At 68.4% G+C, this 16014-nt stretch carries 14 protein-coding genes and 2 tRNA genes; 11 read left to right on the top strand and 5 right to left on the bottom strand.

Features of this window, described 5'->3' with window-relative positions:
- Positions 1–120: 120 nt before the first annotated feature.
- Complete coding sequence (locus ACIBG7_RS25350; RefSeq protein WP_376771764.1) at positions 121–198, top strand: 50S ribosomal protein bL37; 78 nt, start codon at positions 121–123, stop codon at positions 196–198.
- Between the two features lie 36 nt (positions 199–234).
- On the opposite strand, the gene ACIBG7_RS25345 is transcribed toward ACIBG7_RS25350, so the two are convergent.
- Genes ACIBG7_RS25345 through ACIBG7_RS25335 form a run of 3 tightly spaced genes read right to left on the bottom strand, consistent with a single transcriptional unit; the run spans position 235 to position 3156 of the window.
- Positions 235–1539, bottom strand: coding sequence for a TrpB-like pyridoxal phosphate-dependent enzyme (locus ACIBG7_RS25345; protein WP_397337783.1), 1305 nt, complete (start codon positions 1537–1539; stop codon positions 235–237).
- Between the two features lie 57 nt (positions 1540–1596).
- Positions 1597–2496, bottom strand: coding sequence for an LLM class flavin-dependent oxidoreductase (locus tag ACIBG7_RS25340; protein WP_357933625.1), 900 nt, complete (start codon positions 2494–2496; stop codon positions 1597–1599).
- A 39-nt stretch (positions 2497–2535) separates the two neighbouring features.
- A complete protein-coding gene (locus ACIBG7_RS25335) occupies positions 2536–3156 on the bottom strand; it encodes a uridine kinase (protein WP_357933628.1) in 621 nt (206 codons plus the stop codon).
- 66 nt (positions 3157–3222) lie between these two features.
- Between ACIBG7_RS25335 and ACIBG7_RS25330 the strand changes: the two genes are divergently transcribed.
- The gene (locus ACIBG7_RS25330; RefSeq protein WP_357933631.1) at positions 3223–4026 is read left to right on the top strand and encodes a PIG-L family deacetylase; all 804 of its coding nucleotides are present in this window, start codon (positions 3223–3225) and stop codon (positions 4024–4026) included.
- A 617-nt stretch (positions 4027–4643) separates the two neighbouring features.
- On the opposite strand, the gene ACIBG7_RS25325 is transcribed toward ACIBG7_RS25330, so the two are convergent.
- Positions 4644–4714 (bottom strand) — tRNA-Gly (locus ACIBG7_RS25325).
- Between the two features lie 89 nt (positions 4715–4803).
- Between ACIBG7_RS25325 and ACIBG7_RS25320 the strand changes: the two genes are divergently transcribed.
- Both ACIBG7_RS25320 and ACIBG7_RS25315 read left to right on the top strand, forming a co-directional pair.
- Positions 4804–4880, top strand: a tRNA-Pro gene (locus tag ACIBG7_RS25320).
- 125 nt (positions 4881–5005) lie between these two features.
- Positions 5006–5353, top strand: a complete 348-nt coding sequence (locus ACIBG7_RS25315; RefSeq protein WP_397337782.1) for a VOC family protein — start codon at positions 5006–5008, stop codon at positions 5351–5353.
- A 47-nt stretch (positions 5354–5400) separates the two neighbouring features.
- Here the strand turns inward: ACIBG7_RS25315 and ACIBG7_RS25310 are convergent, their stop codons facing one another.
- Positions 5401–5838: an ATP-binding protein gene (locus ACIBG7_RS25310; protein WP_357933637.1), complete on the bottom strand. Its 438-nt coding sequence runs from the start codon at positions 5836–5838 to the stop codon at positions 5401–5403.
- Between the two features lie 164 nt (positions 5839–6002).
- Here ACIBG7_RS25310 and ACIBG7_RS25305 point away from each other — a divergent pair, with 164 nt between their 5' ends.
- The 7 genes from ACIBG7_RS25305 (at position 6003) to ACIBG7_RS25275 (ending at position 15517) form a co-directional block, all read left to right on the top strand.
- Complete coding sequence (locus ACIBG7_RS25305; RefSeq protein ID WP_357933640.1) at positions 6003–6857, top strand: helix-turn-helix transcriptional regulator; 855 nt, start codon at positions 6003–6005, stop codon at positions 6855–6857.
- A gap of 123 nt (positions 6858–6980) precedes the next feature.
- The gene (gene tig, locus ACIBG7_RS25300; protein ID WP_357933643.1) at positions 6981–8351 is read left to right on the top strand and encodes a trigger factor; all 1371 of its coding nucleotides are present in this window, start codon (positions 6981–6983) and stop codon (positions 8349–8351) included.
- Positions 8352–8420: 69 nt separating this feature from the next.
- Entirely contained in the window at positions 8421–9950 is a 1530-nt protein-coding gene (locus ACIBG7_RS25295; protein ID WP_357933646.1) for a Na+/H+ antiporter, read from the top strand.
- A 149-nt stretch (positions 9951–10099) separates the two neighbouring features.
- Positions 10100–10720: an ATP-dependent Clp protease proteolytic subunit gene (locus ACIBG7_RS25290; protein ID WP_357933649.1), complete on the top strand. Its 621-nt coding sequence runs from the start codon at positions 10100–10102 to the stop codon at positions 10718–10720.
- A gap of 11 nt (positions 10721–10731) precedes the next feature.
- A complete protein-coding gene (locus ACIBG7_RS25285; protein WP_357933652.1) occupies positions 10732–11355 on the top strand; it encodes an ATP-dependent Clp protease proteolytic subunit in 624 nt (207 codons plus the stop codon).
- A gap of 161 nt (positions 11356–11516) precedes the next feature.
- The gene (gene clpX / locus ACIBG7_RS25280; protein ID WP_357933654.1) at positions 11517–12797 is read left to right on the top strand and encodes an ATP-dependent Clp protease ATP-binding subunit ClpX; all 1281 of its coding nucleotides are present in this window, start codon (positions 11517–11519) and stop codon (positions 12795–12797) included.
- A 152-nt stretch (positions 12798–12949) separates the two neighbouring features.
- Positions 12950–15517 carry a valine--tRNA ligase gene (locus tag ACIBG7_RS25275; RefSeq protein ID WP_397337781.1) on the top strand — a complete coding sequence of 856 codons (2568 nt, stop codon included), beginning with the start codon at positions 12950–12952 and terminating at the stop codon, positions 15515–15517.
- Positions 15518–16014 lie beyond the last annotated feature (497 nt).

The raw sequence follows: 16014 nt of genomic DNA, 5'->3' as shown, positions 1-16014 counted from the left end.
TTCCAACAGATTCCACCAAATTATGACATGGCGGTGTTGGAAACTGAGCGCTTGACCTGGTCGGTGTGCCGGGAGACGGTGTGACCTACACCACATAGCCTGACATGTCGGGAGACGCCGATGGCCAAGCGCGCGCGCAAGAGCAGAGCCCGCAAGAAGAAGAAGGCGAACCACGGCAAGCGCCCAGCCTCGCGCTGAACCGGTGGGGACCCCGGCGGGGTCCCCCCGGCTCCGCTAGCGGCCCTGCGGCAGGGCGCTGAGCGCCTCGTCGATGCGTTCCTGCGGCAGCACGAAGTCGCGCATCTCGCCGGAGAGATAGCGGTCGTAGGCGGACATGTCGAAGTGCCCGTGCCCGCACAACGCGGTCAGGATGACCTTCTCCTCGCCCGTCTCCTTGCAGCGCAACGCCTCGGCGATCGCCTCGGCCAGGGCGTGCGTGGGCTCCGGCGCCGGCACGATGCCCTCGGTCCTGGCGAAACGCACACCGGCCTCGAAGCACTCGCGCTGCGACCTGGTCACCGCCTCGAAGCGGCCCAGCTCGTACAGGTGCGACAGCAGCGGCGCCATGCCGTGGTAGCGCAGCCCGCCGGCGTGGATCGGGTCGGGCACGAAGCCGTGGCCGAGCGTGTGCATCTTCAGCAGCGGGGTGAAGCCCGCGGTGTCGCCGAAGTCGTAGGCGTAGGTGCCGCGGGTGAAGGACGGGCAGGCCTCCGGCTCGACCGCGCGGAAGGTGATCTCCGGATGCTCCCGCATGAACGGGAACGCCAGCCCGGCGAAGTTGGAACCGCCCCCGGTGCAGCCGATCACCAGGTCGGGACGCTCCGGCAGTTGCTTGAGCGCCTCCTCGCCGATCACCGTCTGGTGCATCAGCACGTGGTTGAGCACGCTGCCCAGCGCGTAGCGGGTGTCCGGGTCGCCCGCGGCCACCTCGACCGCCTCGCTGATCGCGATGCCCAGGCTCCCGGTCGAGTCCGGGTCGTCGGCGAGGATCTTGCTGCCCGCGCCGGTCACGGGGGAGGGGCTGGCGTGCACCGTCGCGCCGTAGATCCGCATCAGCGAGCGGCGATACGGCTTCTGGTCATAGGAGGCGCGGACCATCCAGACCACGCATTCGACGCCGAACTGGGCGCACGCGAAGGCCAGTGCCGACCCCCACTGCCCGGCGCCCGTCTCGGTCGTCAGCCGCCGCACGCCCTCGCGGGCGTTGTAGAACGCCTGTGGCACCGCGGTGTTCGGCTTGTGCGAGCCGGCCGGGGAGCCGCCCTCGTACTTGTAGTAGATCCGTGCCGGCGTGCCCAGCGCGCGCTCCAGCCGGTGCGCCCTGATCAGCGGCGTCGGCCGCCACAGCCGGTAGACGTCGAGCACCTCCTGCGGGATCCGGACGAACCGCTCCGTGCTCACCTCCTGCGCGATGAGCTCGCCCGGGAACAGCGGTGCGAGATCCTCGGGCCCGACCGGCTGCCCGGTGCCCGGGTGCAGGGGCGGGGGAGGCGGGACGGGCAGATCGGGGACGATGTTGTACCAGTGATCTGGGGTCATCTGCCGAGTGTGCGGCGAGGGCGGCCTTACGTTCCAGCGTCACTTGCCTACGGTGGGTCAGTTTTCGGCAGACCGGCCGCGTTCGAGCGCCACCTGCCGGCGCACCTCGGGGACGACCTCCTCGGCGAACAGCCGCAGTTGCCGCTCGTCCTCCGCCTCCGGCCAGTACACGAAGGTGTCCAGCCCATGGCCCGCCGCCAGCTCGGTCAGCTCCTCGGCCCACTGGTCGGCCGGACCGTGCAGGGAACCGGTCGAGCGGTCGGTGATCAGGCCGTTGACGTTGTGGATCCGCCGGATCTCCCGCGGCTGGCGCCCGGCCTGCCGGGCGGCCTCGTCCAGGAGCGCGCTGAGCTCGGCCAGCTTGTCCGGTGTGCCCCAGGGCGAGGACGACACCCAGCCGTCCGCCTTCGCGCCGGCCAGGGCCAGCGCCTTCGGCCCGGCCACGCCCAGCCACAGCTCGATCGGGTGCGCCGGAGCCGGGCCCGGCTGGGCGCCGCGCAGGTGGTAGTGCTCGCCCTCGAAGCGCTGGTTGCGCTCGCCGCTCCAGATCCGCCTGATCACCTCGATGGCCTCTTCCAGCGCCGCGCGGGCCTGCCCCGGGGTACGGCGGGGCCCGCCGTAGGCGTCGATGGCGTCCCAGAACCCGCCCGCGCCCAGGCCGAGCTCGAACCGGCCGCCGCTGAGCCGGTCGAGGGTGGCCGCGGCCTTCGCCAGGACGGCCGGCTGGCGGAGCGGCAGATTCGCCACATCCGGAAAGATCCGGATCCGCTGGGTGAGTGCGGCGAGGTGGCTCATCAGCGTCCACGTGTCCTCGTACCGGCGCTGGTACGGGTGATCCTGGATGCCGAGCAGCTCCAGCCCCAGCCGGTCGGCGAGCTGAGCGCGCTCCACCAGCGGGTCGGCCGCGAGAGGCACCAGGAAGTAGCCGAACTCGATCGCGCGCCCATAGTCGCTCATACCAGCACCAACGCCTTGCGCCCTGGCCCTCTTCCGGGGCTACACCACCAGGGCCGGGTGCCGCGGGTCGTCGTACCGCACGGCCACCTCGGCGACCTTCACCGGGTCGACCTCCCGCTCGTACCGCTCGAACGCCGGCAGCCGCCACCGCAGTTCCTCCGGCGTCTTCCTGACCAGCGCCGCGCGGCTCACCGCCAGGTGCACCGCGAACTCCACCGGCAGCCCCCGCCCCAGCAGCAGCGGCCCGTCCAGGATCAGCACCCCCGCCTCGGGCAACTGCTGGTACGGCAGGCGGTAGGCCCGGTCCAGCTCGGCGTTCCACAGCTTCGGCACGATGCGGCGGCTCCCGCCCGGTCCCAGCGGGTCGAGCACCTCCCGGCGCAGGCCCCTCTCGTCGAGCCAGGCGTCGTAGTACTCGTCCGGGTCCGTCCTGCCGTACTCCAGGCGCAGGGAGGCCGCGCGCAGGAAGTCGCCCGCCGACACCCTCACCGCCGGCCGTCCCTCGACGCGCAGCGGCTCCACCAGCCTGTCGGCCAGCTCCGCCGTACCGGCTTCTGGAGCGCCGTCCACGACCACCCGCACCCACGGGCGGCCGACCGCGCCGATCCGCCCCACCAGCTCGCGGACCAGCGCCTCCGGACTGATCGGCCGCGCACGCACCCCCTCACGCTACGCTCGACGGGGAGCCGATATTCATCCGACTTGGCACTCGCAGGGGGATATTTCATGGAATTGACGATCATGGCGGTGCACGCCCACCCCGACGACGAGGTGATCAGCACCGGCGGCATCCTGGCCCGCTACGCCGCCGAGGGTGTCCGTACCGTCCTCGTCACCTGCACCAACGGCGAGCAGGGCGACGGGCCCGGCGGCGTCAAGCCCGGCGAGCCCGGCCACGACGAGGCCGCCGTCGCCGCCGTCCGCCTGGAAGAGCTCCGCGAGTCGGTCGCCCACCTGGGCATCGAGCACGTCGAACTGCTCGGCTACCGTGACTCCGGCATGGACGGCTGGGACGGCAACGGCCACCCCGAGGCCTTCGCCAACATCCCGCTCGCCGACTCCGCCGCCCGCCTGGCCGCCCTCATGGAGCACTACCGGCCGCAGGTCATCGTCACCTACGACGAGAACGGCGCCTACGGTCACCCCGACCACATCCAGGCCCACCGCATCGCCGTCGCCGCCTACGAGTCCACCGGGATCCCCTCGAAGCTCTACTACACCGCCATCCCGCGCTCCGGCGTCAAGGAAATGTTCGAGCGCATGCGCGAGCAGGGCGTCGACTTCGGCGAACTCCCCGACGACTTCGGCACCCCCGACGACCTCATCACCACCGTCGTCGACGTCACCCCCTACACCGAGCGCAAGCTCCAGGCCCTCAAGGCGCACGCCAGCCAGACGGAGAACATGTTCCTCCTCCAGCTCCCGGACGAGGCCCAGCAGTCCGTCTTCGGCACCGAGCACTTCATCCGCCAGTACACCCGCATCGACGCCCCACCCCACGAGACCGACCTCTTCGCCGGCCTCCGCTGACCCCAAACGAGGGCCAGGCCACCCGCTACGGGTGGCCTGGCCTTCTGTTCTCGATCGCGCCGTACGGTCCCCCTGATCCGATCCGCGATCGCAAGGGGACGCACGTGGCCTTACGAGCATGGCAGCGCGCCCCGACGGGCGTCGGCCTCACCGTTTCTCGTCCCCGGCATCGTGCTGCTGCTGTTCGTGCACGGGTGGACCCGCGCCCGGCGGCTCCACCAGTCCGAGGCCGACGCTCTCAACCCTGCTCAGCCTGTGGAAACGTTCCGAGAGCGGTCCCGCACTGCTGCTTCCATGCGTAGTCCCAGACCAACCAAGGTCGCCACGAAACAGGTGACGAGCCAGGGCCACGACGGATCTCGGTCCGAGAAGATCAGGACTGCTAGGGCGAGCGCGCCACCGATCACCATGAAGGTGGTCCCCCATTGGCGGAGGGCTTTGATCGGGTCGTACGTGAAAGCCGGGGGCGAACTGTGGAGCACTGGCTCTTCTGGTTCGGTCACAGGCGAGAGCATCGCATACCACGCGACAGTCGCACGGCACCTCGATCTTCAGGAACGGGGGAAATCCGAAAGGCCAGGTTCCCTATGCGGGGTGACCTGGCCTTTCGTGAGGAGAGCGGACGACGGGAATCGAACCCGCGTAGCCAGTTTGGAAGACTGGGGCTCTACCATTGAGCTACGTCCGCGCGAGCCGGTCTGAGTCTGGTCTAGACTTCATCCGGTCGTCAGGGCGTAAGCGTACCGGAGTCTCGGGGCGCGTGCGTACGTGGCGCCGCGGGGCGTGGCGCAGCTTGGTAGCGCGCTTGCTTTGGGAGCAAGAAGTCGCAGGTTCAAATCCTGTCGCCCCGACCAGTCTTATCCAGCGAGACCCGCCATCCCACGGCTGGACCCCGAGTGAAGTTCACCGCGGCCAGGCTGATGGTGCGGGTGTTGCAGAGGGATGTCGGGTGAGCGGGTCCGGTCCTTAGGATCGGGGGATGGCTCTCGACTTGTTCGCAGGTGTTCCGGTGGCCGACTACGCGGCGGCGTTGGTGTGGTACGAGCGGCTTCTGGGCGCTCCGCCGGCGTTCATCCCCAATGACAGCGAAGCGGTGTTCGAGCTCGAAGAGCACAGGTATCTGGTGGTCGAGCACCTGCCTGAGCACACGGGCCATGCCCGGCACACGGTGTTCGTGGGGGATTTCGACGAGCGCGTGAAGGCGATCGCGGGCCGGGGGCTGGAGCCGGCGCACAGGGAGACGTACTCCAACGGGGTGCGCAAGGTGATCTACCGGGATCCGGAGGGGAATGAGATCGGCTTCGGTGGGGGACCGGTGGATCAGTAGGTTCCACTCCCGACGGGACGCCTGCCGTACCCCTAAGAGAACGGGTGTCAGTCGCCGGCGTGGAAGAGGGCCCAGACGGCCTTGCCGCCGCCGGTGAGGGAGTCCCAGCCCCAGCGCTGGCTGTAGGTCTCCACGATGTAGAGCCCGCGCCCGTTCTCCGAGCAGAAGTCGGGCTCCTTGGGCGTGGGCGCCTCGTCGCTGCAGTCGGTGACGGCCAGCAACACGTGCGGCGCCGACATCATGAGGAGCAACGTGAGCCCGGGGTCACTCCGCGTATAGCGCACGGCGTTGGTGACGAGCTCGGAGACGACCAGTGCGGCGTCGTCGCGGAGTTCGTCGAAGCCCCAGTCGGCCAGGGTGGAGCGGGTGACGTCACGCGCCGTCTTGACCGAGTCCGCCTGGAAGGGGAGGGGACAGGTGAGCATGTTGTCGAAGTCCACCTCACGCGTGATCTTGAGGCAGTCCGCAGTCGCCACGGGATCCATCCTGCTGCTACCTGTTTGCCCCAATATGCACTAGGCCATCATGAGTTAACGGTGCGCGATCTGCAAGACCCAAATGCACGTGCAGATGTAAGTCGCACCCGTTCCGAACCGGACACTCGGTTGAGACCTTGTCATAGCGCGGGATCGGGTGTCACTGTGTGTGCGTGACGTACTCGGGCCCGACGGCGCTGCGCATTCTCCTGGGCTCCCAGCTGCGCAAGCTGCGGGAGGCCAAGGGGATCACACGCGAAGACGCCGGGCACCTGATCAGGGGTTCCGAGTCGAAGATCAGCCGCATGGAGCTCGGCCGGGTCGGCTTCAAGGAGCGCGACGTCGCCGATCTGCTCACCCTGTACGGCGTGACCGAGGCCGACGCCCGCCGCTCGGTGCTGGAGCTGGTCGACCAGGCGAACGAGCCCGGCTGGTGGCAGCGCTTCAACGACCTGCTGCCGTCGTGGTTCCAGTCCTACGTCGGGCTGGAGGAGGCGGCCAGCCGCATCAGGACGTACGAGGTGCAGTTCGTCCCCGGCCTGCTCCAGACCAAGGAGTACGCGCGGGCCGTGGTGACCGCCGGCGTCGCGGGCGTCAGCCCCGAGGAGATCGCCCGCCGCGTCGACCTCCGGCTGGAGCGCCAGCGGGTGCTCGACCGCCAGGACGGCCCGGTCTTCTGGGCGGTGATCGACGAGGCGGCCCTGCGCCGGCCGATCGGCGGCGTCGAGGTGATGCGCGCCCAGCTGGAGCACCTGATCGACCTGATGCGCCAGCCCCGCATCACCATCCAGGTCATGCCGTTCAGCTTCGGCGGGCACGCGGCCGAGGGCGGCGCCTTCAGCATCCTGCGCTTCCCGGATCCCGATCTTCCCGACGTCGTCTACGTCGAGCAGCTCGCCAGCGCCCTCTACCTCGACAAGCGCGACGAGGTGGACCGCTACAGCCAGGTGATGGAACGCCTGTGCGCGGTCAGCACGACCCCGGACGAGACGGTCGACCTGCTCAGGTCGATCGCGGAAGAGTTCTGACCGGAGAAATATCTGCCCTAGACTGACCGGAGCGGCACAGCCATGCCTGCCGCCGTCTATGTGGGCGCGGCGCCTGAGCGCGGCCCGCGTTTCACTCGAAGCTTGATCCAAGGAGACCACCCCGTGAAGACCGCTGTCGAGGAGCTCAGCCCGACCCGGGTGAAGCTCACCGTCGAGGTGCCGTTCGAGGAACTGCGCCCGAGTCTGGATGCGGCGTACAAGAAGGTCGCGGAGCAGGTGCGCGTCCCCGGCTTCCGCCCCGGCAAGGTTCCCGCCCGCATCATCGAGCAGCGCTTCGGCCGCGCGGTGGTTCTGGAGGAGACCCTCAACGACGCGGTGCCGAAGCTGTACAGCCAGGCCGTCGACGAGGCCGACGTCTTCCCGGTGAGCCAGCCCGACATCGAGGTCACCAAGATCGAGGACGGCGACCAGATCGAGTTCACCGCCGAGGTCGACGTCCGCCCCAACTTCGACGTGCCGGACTACGCCGGCATCGAGGTCACCGTCGACTCCGCCGCCGTCACCGACGAGGACGTCGACAAGCAGCTCGACGGCCTCCGCCAGCGTTTCGCGACGCTGACCGGTGTCGAGCGCGCCGCGGCCAAGGGCGACTACGTCGTCATGGACCTGCGCGCCGAGATCGACGGCCAGAACATCGAGGAGCAGCAGGCCAACGAGGTCTCCTACGAGGTCGGCGCCGGTTCGGTGCTGCAGGGCCTCGACGACGCCCTCGAGGGCATGTCGGCCGGCGAGGAGAAGACCTTCCGCACCGAGCTCGTCGGTGGTGAGCACGCCGGCCAGGAGGCCGACGTCGTCATCACCCTCAAGCAGGTCAAGGAGAAGGTGCTGCCCGAGCTCGACGACGAGTTCGCCCAGCTCGCCAGCGAGTTCGACACCCTCGACGAGCTCAAGGACAGCATCCGCGAGGCCGCCCGCCGCAACAAGCTGGTCGACCAGGTCGTCCAGGCGCGCGAGAAGGCCCTCGACGCCCTGCTGGAGAAGATCGAGATCCCGATCCCCGAGAGCGCGCTCAAGGTGGAGGTCGACTCCCGCAAGCACAACCTCGACCACCAGATCTCGGAGAGCGGCCTGAGCCGCGACGCCTTCTTCCGTCTGTACCAGACGACGGAGGAGGAGCGCTTCGCCGAGTTCGAGACCAACTCCGCCCGCGCGATCAAGGCCGGGTTCGTTCTCGACAAGATCGTCAAGTCCGAGGAGCTGGGTGTCTCCGAGCAGGAGCTCACCAACTTCGTCGTCCGCCGCGCCATGCAGATGGGCGTCCAGCCCAACCAGCTCGCGCAGCACCTCGCCGACAACGACCAGCTGACGCTGGCCATGGTCGAGATCGTCCGCGACAAGGCCAAGACCGTCGTGGGCGACGCGGCCAAGGTCGTCGACAGCGACGGCGCCGAGGTCGACCTCAAGGCCATCTACACCGAGATCAACGGTGCCGAGGTGGAAGAGGTCGAAGAGGAAGCCGCCACCCAGGAGTAGGCTCAACCACGAAACCCCCGACCTGCAGGTCGGGGGTTTCGTCGTTTTTGGGCAGGTCAGGTGGGGGCGATGGGCGACGAGCTGTTCATCCTGGGAGCGGCGATGGCCGTCGCGCTGGTCGTCGCCAAGGCGCTGGCGCGCCGGCTGCCGATTCCCGAGGCCGTGCTGCTGGTGCTCGCCGGGTTGCTCATCAGCCTGATCCCCGGCGTGGAGGGCGTGCACGTGCCGCCCGAGCTGGTCCTCAACCTGTTCCTGCCGCCGCTGGTCTTCCACGCCGCCTTCTTCTCCGCGCCGCGCGAGACGCGCGAGGACGCCGTGCCGATCGCGATTCTCGCCGTGACCCTGACCTGCGTCACGGCGCTGGCGGTCGCCTTCGTCACCGGCTCCGCCGTACAGGGGCTGACGTGGGCGGCGGCGCTCGCGCTCGGGTCGGCGGTGGCCCCCACCGACCCCGTCGCCGCCACCGCGGTGATGAAACGCCTCGGCGCGCCGCCGCGCCTCGGGACCATCCTGGAAGGCGAGAGCCTGGTCAACGACGGCGTGGCGCTCACCATGTTCGGCCTGGCGCTGTCCATGCTCAGCCACTCCGTCACCGCCGCCGACGCCGCGCTGGAGCTGGCGCGCGTGGTCCTCGGAGGCATCCTGTACGGCGGAGCCATGGCGTGGGTGGTCGCGCGGGTCCGCCGCTGGATCCACGAGCCCGGCGGCCAGATCGTGTTGTCGCTGGCCACGCCGTTCGTCACCTACCTGCCGGCCGAGCACTTCGGCTTCTCCGGCGTCCTGGCGACCATCGTCGTCGGCTTCGTGCTGGGCCTGCGCAACGACGGCCTGCTGCAACCGGCCTCCCGGCTGACCGGCGTCGCGTTCTGGGGCGTGCTGGTCTTCCTGCTGGAGTCGACGCTCTTCATCCTGCTCGGCATCGAGATCCTGGACGTCTTCCACAACATCGACGGCGAGCCGTGGCTGATCGCCCTGCTGGTGGTCGCGGTGGTGATCGCCGTGCGGCTGTTCTGGACGATGGTCGTCGTGCCGCTGCTGCGCTTCCGGCGCTTCGACCGGATCGGGCTGAAGGAGCGGATCGTCATGGGATGGGCAGGGATCCGGGGCGCGATCACCCTGGCGATCGCGCTGTCCATTCCCAAGGAGGCGCCCAGCCGGGACCTGCTGGTCTTCCTGGCCGCCTGCGTGGTGCTGGCCACCCTGGTGGGTCAGGGCACGACGCTGGCGCCGCTGCTGCGCCGCCTGGGGCTCGGCAGCGAGGAGGGCGAGGCGAAGGAGGAGGCTTCGGCGCGGGAGGCCCTGCTGGAGGCGGCGCTGGCGCGCATCGACGAGCTGGCCGCCGACGACCGGGTGGACGAGCGCACCGCCGAGGTCTACCGCCAGCTCTTTGAACTGCGCCTGGACCGGGTCAGGGAGGTGCTGGACGAGGACACCGAGAGCGAGCACGGCAAGGGCCGGCTGCGCGTCGAGCTGATCCACGCCCAGCGCCGCAAGCTGGAGCAGCTCTACCGCAAAGGCCGCATCAGCGCCGAGGTGCAGCGCAGGCTCGGCCACGAGCTGGATCTGGAGGAACGCCGCCGCGCGTCGGGCACCCAATGACAGGGGCGCAGTGACAGGGGCGCAGTGACAGGGGCGCAGTGACATGCGCCGACAGCGAACAGCGCGGGGACGGGGCATGACCTGTGGCCCCGCCGCGTTAAGGTCACAAGCAAAGCCCAATCGTGAACGACGCATCGGAAGGTGACGCTGTGACCTTCTTCAATCCAGAGTCGCGAGGCCGTGATGACGGCTCGTCCTTCCGGCTTGAGGATCAGCTCTACCAGCGCCTGCTGCGCGAGCGCATCATCGTGCTCGGGTCGGAGGTGAACGACGGCATCGCCAACCGGATCGCGGCGGAGCTGCTGCTCCTGGCCGCTGATGATCCTGAGCGGGACATCTACCTTTACATCAACTCGCCCGGCGGCTCGGTGACCGCCGGTATGGCGATCTACGACATGATGGAATACGTGCCCAACGACGTGGCGACGGTGGGCATGGGCCTGGCGGCGTCGATGGGGCAGTTCCTGCTCTGCGCCGGCGCCAAGGGCAAGCGGTACGCGCTTCCGCACGCACGAGTGATGATGCACCAGCCTTCCGGCGGCATCGGCGGCACCGCCGCCGACATCGCCATCCAGGCCGAGCAGATGCTCTACGTGAAGAAGACGCTGGCCGAGCGGATCTCCTTCCACACCGGTCAGCCGCTCGACCAGATCGAGAAGGACTCCGACCGCGACCGCTGGTTCACGGCCGACGAGGCCAAGGACTACGGCTTCATCGATCATGTCGTGCGCAACGCACGGCAGGTGCCCTCCCAGGGCGCCGTTTCCTAGGGGGAGCTGACGTGAACATTCAAAGCCGCTACGTGCTCCCGCAGTTCACCGAGCGCACGTCGTACGGGACCAAGACGATGGACCCGTACACCAAGCTCTTCGAGGACCGCATCATCTTCCTCGGCGTGCAGATCGACGATGCCTCGGCCAACGACGTGATGTCGCAGTTGCTGACGCTGGAGTCGCTCGACCCCGACCGGGACATCAGCATCTACATCAACTCGCCCGGTGGATCCTTCACCGCCATGACGGCGATCTACGACACGATGCAGTTCGTCCGGCCCGACATCAACACCGTCTGCCTGGGCCAGGCCGCCTCGGCGGCCGCGGTCCTGCTGGCCGGCGGCACCCCGGGCAAGCGCCTGGCGCTGCCCAACGCGCGCATCCTCATCCACCAGCCCTCCACCGAGGGCGGCGGCCAGGGAAGCGACATCGAGATCCAGGCCCGCGAGATCCTCCGGATGCGCGGCCTGCTCGAGGAGATCATCGCCAAGCACACGGGCAAGGATCCCCTCGAGATTCGCAAGGACATCGAACGCGACAAAATTCTCACCGCCGACGATGCCAAGGCGTATGGTCTGATCGACGACATCATCCCGTCGCGGAAGAAGGCAGCTAAGGCCGCTGTTTCCTGACGGGAGCGGACCGCATCGGGACGTGCCGTATAAGGCACGTTCCGGTGCGACTCGCCGCCAGGGGGCTCACTCAAGGCCCAGAAGACGGTAACGTCGATACCTGAGCGGTTCGGCCCGCAGTTGGCGGGAGCAGGGCGGTCCCACGCAAAGGAGTATCTGGGGTGGCACGCATCGGCGACGGGGGAGACCTGCTGAAGTGCTCGTTCTGCGGAAAGAGCCAGAAGCAAGTCAAGAAGCTCATCGCCGGTCCCGGCGTCTACATCTGCGATGAGTGCATCGATCTCTGCAACGAGATCATCGAAGAGGAACTCTCCGAGTCCTCCGAACTCAAGTGGGACAATCTGCCCAAGCCGAGGGAGATCTACGAATTCCTCGACGCCTACGTGATTGGCCAGGACAAGGCCAAGAAGGCGCTCTCGGTGGCGGTATACAACCACTACAAGCGGGTGCAGTCCGGCGACCGGGGCAGAGACGACGGCCTCGAACTGGCCAAGTCCAACATCTTGCTGCTCGGCCCGACCGGTTCGGGCAAGACCCTGCTGGCCCAGACGCTGGCGAAGATGCTGAATGTGCCCTTCGCCATCGCCGACGCCACCGCGCTCACCGAGGCGGGCTACGTCGGCGAGGACGTCGAGAACATTCTGCTCAAGCTCATCCAGGCCGCTGACTACGACGTCAAGAAGGCCGAGACGGGCATCATCTACATCGACGAGGTCGACAAGATCGCCCGCAAGAGCGAAAACCCGTCGATCACCCGCGACGTCTCCGGTGAAGGCGTCCAGCAGGCACTTCTGAAGATCCTGGAAGGCACCACCGCGAGCGTGCCCCCGCAGGGCGGCCGCAAGCACCCGCACCAGGAGTTCATCCAGATCGACACCACCAATGTGCTGTTCATCTGTGGTGGAGCCTTCGCCGGCCTCGAGAAGATCATCGAGTCCCGGGTCGGCAAGAAGGGCATCGGCTTCAACGCGATCATCCGGTCGAAGGAAGAGATCGACGCGATCGACATCTTCTCCGACGTGATGCCGGAAGACCTGCTCAAGTTCGGGATGATCCCCGAGTTCGTCGGCCGGTTGCCGGTGATCACCTCGGTGCACAACCTCGACCGCGAGGCCCTGGTGCAGATCCTCACCGAGCCGCGCAACGCGCTGGTCAAGCAGTACCGCAAGCTGCTCGAGCTCGACGGCGTCGAGCTGGAGTTCACCGATGACGCGCTCGAGGCCATCGCCGACCAGGCGATCCTGCGCGGCACCGGCGCCCGCGGCCTGCGCGCCATCCTGGAGGAGGTCCTCCAGTCGGTGATGTACGAGGTGCCCTCCCGCCAGGATGTGGCCCGCGTCGTCATCACCCGCGAGGCCGTGCTCGAGCACGCGATCCCGACCCTCGTGCCGCGCGACACGCTCGCCAAGCAGCAGCGTCCGCCGCGCGAGAAGTCCGCGTGATGGTCTGATCCTGTACGGCAAGCGCCCCGGACGAGCTCGTCCGAGGCGCTTCGTCGTGTCCGGGCAGGCGCGGGGGCGCGAATATCCGTGGACAGGTGCATCGGCACGGATATTCGTCAAGCCCCTGGTTCCGCGCCACTAAACTTGGCTTCGTGACGAAGCCAGAGCTGCCTACCCAGTACACCCCGGCCGATGTGGAAGGTCCCAGCTACGAACGCTGGGTAGCCGAGGGGTACTTCGGCGCCGACCCGGGCAGCTCCCGTCCGCCGTTCTCGATCGTGCTCCCGCCGCCCAACGTGACCGGCGTGCTGCACATGGGCCACGCCCTCGACCACTCGATCATGGACGCGCTGAGCCGGCGGCAGCGGATGCGGGGTCACGAGACCCTGTGGCTGCCGGGCATGGACCACGCCGGCATCGCGACCCAGAACGTCGTCGAGCGCAGGCTCGCCGGCGAGGGGCTGTCGCGGCACGACCTCGGCCGCGAGGCCTTCGTCGAGCGGGTGTGGCAGTGGAAGGCCGAGTCCGGCGGCCAGATCCAGGGGCAGATGCGTCGCCTGGGCGACGGCGTCGACTGGTCGCGTGACCGCTTCACCATGGACGAGGGGCTCTCGCGAGCCGTCCAGACGATCTTCAAGAAGCTGTTCGACGACGGGTTGATCTACCGTGCCGAGCGCATCATCAACTGGTGCGTGCGCTGCCACACCGCGCTGTCCGACATCGAGGTCGAGCACACCGAGGACGAGGGCGAGCTCGTCTCGATCCGCTACTCCGACGAGGTGGTCGTGGCGACCACCCGGGCCGAGACCATGCTCGGCGACACGGCCGTGGCGGTGCACCCGGAGGACGAGCGCTACCGCCACCTCATCGGCACCACGGTCACCCTGCCGCTGACCGGCCGGGAGATCCCGATCGTCGGCGACGAGCACGTGGACCCGGCGTTCGGCACCGGCTGCGTCAAGGTCACCCCCGCGCACGACCCCAACGACTTCGAGATCGGCCGCCGCCACTCGCTGCCGTCGATCACGATGATGGACGAGCGCGGCGTCATCACCACGCACGGGCCCTTCGAGGGACTCGACCGCTTCGAGGCGCGCCCCGCGGTGGTCGCGGCGCTGCGCGAAGAGGGGTTGATCGTCGCGGAGAAGCGGCCCTACCTGCACTCGGTGGGGCACTGCTCGCGCTGCAAGACCGTGGTCGAGCCCCGGCTGTCGCTGCAGTGGTTCGTCAACGTCTCGCCGCTGGCCAAGGCGGCCGGTGACGCGGTGCGCGACGGCCGCACCCGGATCCACCCGCCGGAGCTGGCCAAGCGGTACTTCGACTGGGTCGACGACATGCACGACTGGTGCATCTCGCGGCAGTTGTGGTGGGGACACCGCATCCCGGTCTGGTACGGGCCGGAGGGTGAGGTCGTCTGCGTCGGGCCCGACGAGAGCGCGCCCGAGGGTTACGTCCAGGACCCCGACGTCCTCGACACCTGGTTCTCCTCCGGGCTGTGGCCCTTCTCCACGCTGGGCTGGCCGGAGCGCACGCCCGAGCTGGAGCGCTTCTATCCGACCTCGGTGCTGGTGACCGGGTACGACATCCTGTTCTTCTGGGTGGCGCGGATGATGATGTTCGGCCTCTACGCGATGGACGGCGAGCCGCCCTTCCGCACGGTGGCCCTGCACGGCATGGTTCGTGACCAGTTCGGCAAGAAGATGTCGAAGTCGTACGGCAACGTGGTGGACCCGCTCGACTGGATCGACCGCTTCGGCGCCGACGCGACGCGCTTCACCCTGTTGCGCGGCGCGAACCCCGGGTCCGACGTCGCGGTCAGCGAGGAGTGGGCGGCCGGGTCGCGCAACTTCTGCAACAAGCTCTGGAACGCCACCCGCTTCGCGCTGATGAACGGCGCCTCGACCGGCCCGCTCGACGATCAGGAGCTGACCGCGGCCGACCGCTGGATCCTGTCGCGGCTCCAGACGGTGATCGCGCAGGCGGACGCGGCGTTCGAGGAGTTCGAGTTCGCCAAGGTCGCCGACCTGCTCTACCACTTCGCGTGGGACGAGGTCTGCGACTGGTACCTCGAACTGGCCAAGGTCCAGATCGCGCAGGGCCGCGACGGCACCCGCCTGGTGCTGGGGCATGTGCTCGACGCGTTGCTGCGCCTGCTCCACCCGCTGGTGCCCTTCGTCACCGAGGAGTTGTGGCGCGCGGTCACCGGGGGCGAGTCCATCGTGGTCGCGCCCTGGCCGGTGGTCGACAAGCGCTACGCCGACCCGGCCGCGGAGGCGGAGATCGAGGCGGTGCAGGAGCTCGTCACCGAGGTCCGCCGCTTCCGTTCCGACCAGGGGCTCAAGCCCGGGCAGAAGGTGGCGGCCAGGTTGGGTCTCGCCGGTACGGCTGTCGCCGCCCACGAGGCGGCCATCCGGTCGTTGCTCCGGCTGGAGGAGCCGGGGGAGACGTTCACCGCTTCGGCCCGGTTCACCGTCGGGCAGGTGAGTGTCGAGATCGACACCGCCGGCGCGATCGACGTGGTCGCCGAGCGCAAGCGCCTGGAGAAGGACCTGGCGGTGGCGCGCAAGGAGGCCGACCAGGTTGCCGGCAAGCTCGGCAATGAGCAGTTCATGGCCAAGGCGCCGGAGGATGTCGTGACCAAGGTCCGGGCCCGGGCCGCGCAGGCAGCCGCGGACATCGAGCGGCTGGAGGCTCAGCTCGCGGCGTTGCCCGCAGGCTGAGTTCGACGATCGAGGCGGAAGCCGGCTCCTTCGGGGCCGGCTTCTCGCGTTGGCGGGCAGGTGACGATGATCAACGTTTGCGGGGTCGGGACGCGGGGAATGCTCGACCTTTGCGCAACATGGTCCAAGGCGGTTCGGACGGCTGCTAGAGTTTTCTTCGCAGGGCGGCGAACGGCCGACCGGGCGGGACCACGGTCCCGCTGAGGCTGGTAGGCTCTGCGACATCCCTTCTGACAGACCCGATCTTCGGGCGCGTGTCCACGCGATTGGACAACGGCCGAAAGTCAAGGTAAGTTAGCCGGGTTGCTCCAAATCCGGCCAACCGGACGATTTGACAAAAATCGGACGAGCTGGTAGGATGGGAGAGCGAGATGTACGCCTCTCGGTAGGTTTAGAGAGTAAGCGTCCGTTTCTTGAGAACTCAACAGTGTGTTAAAAGCCAGTGCATGATTTACACATCATGCAACACCTCGTCTATAGACGATTGATTGTTGCTG

This window comes from Nonomuraea sp. NPDC050328, from assembly GCF_044459405.1.
GTDB lineage: Bacteria > Actinomycetota > Actinomycetes > Streptosporangiales > Streptosporangiaceae > Nonomuraea.
This window is presented reverse-complemented; position numbering and strand designations above follow the sequence as displayed.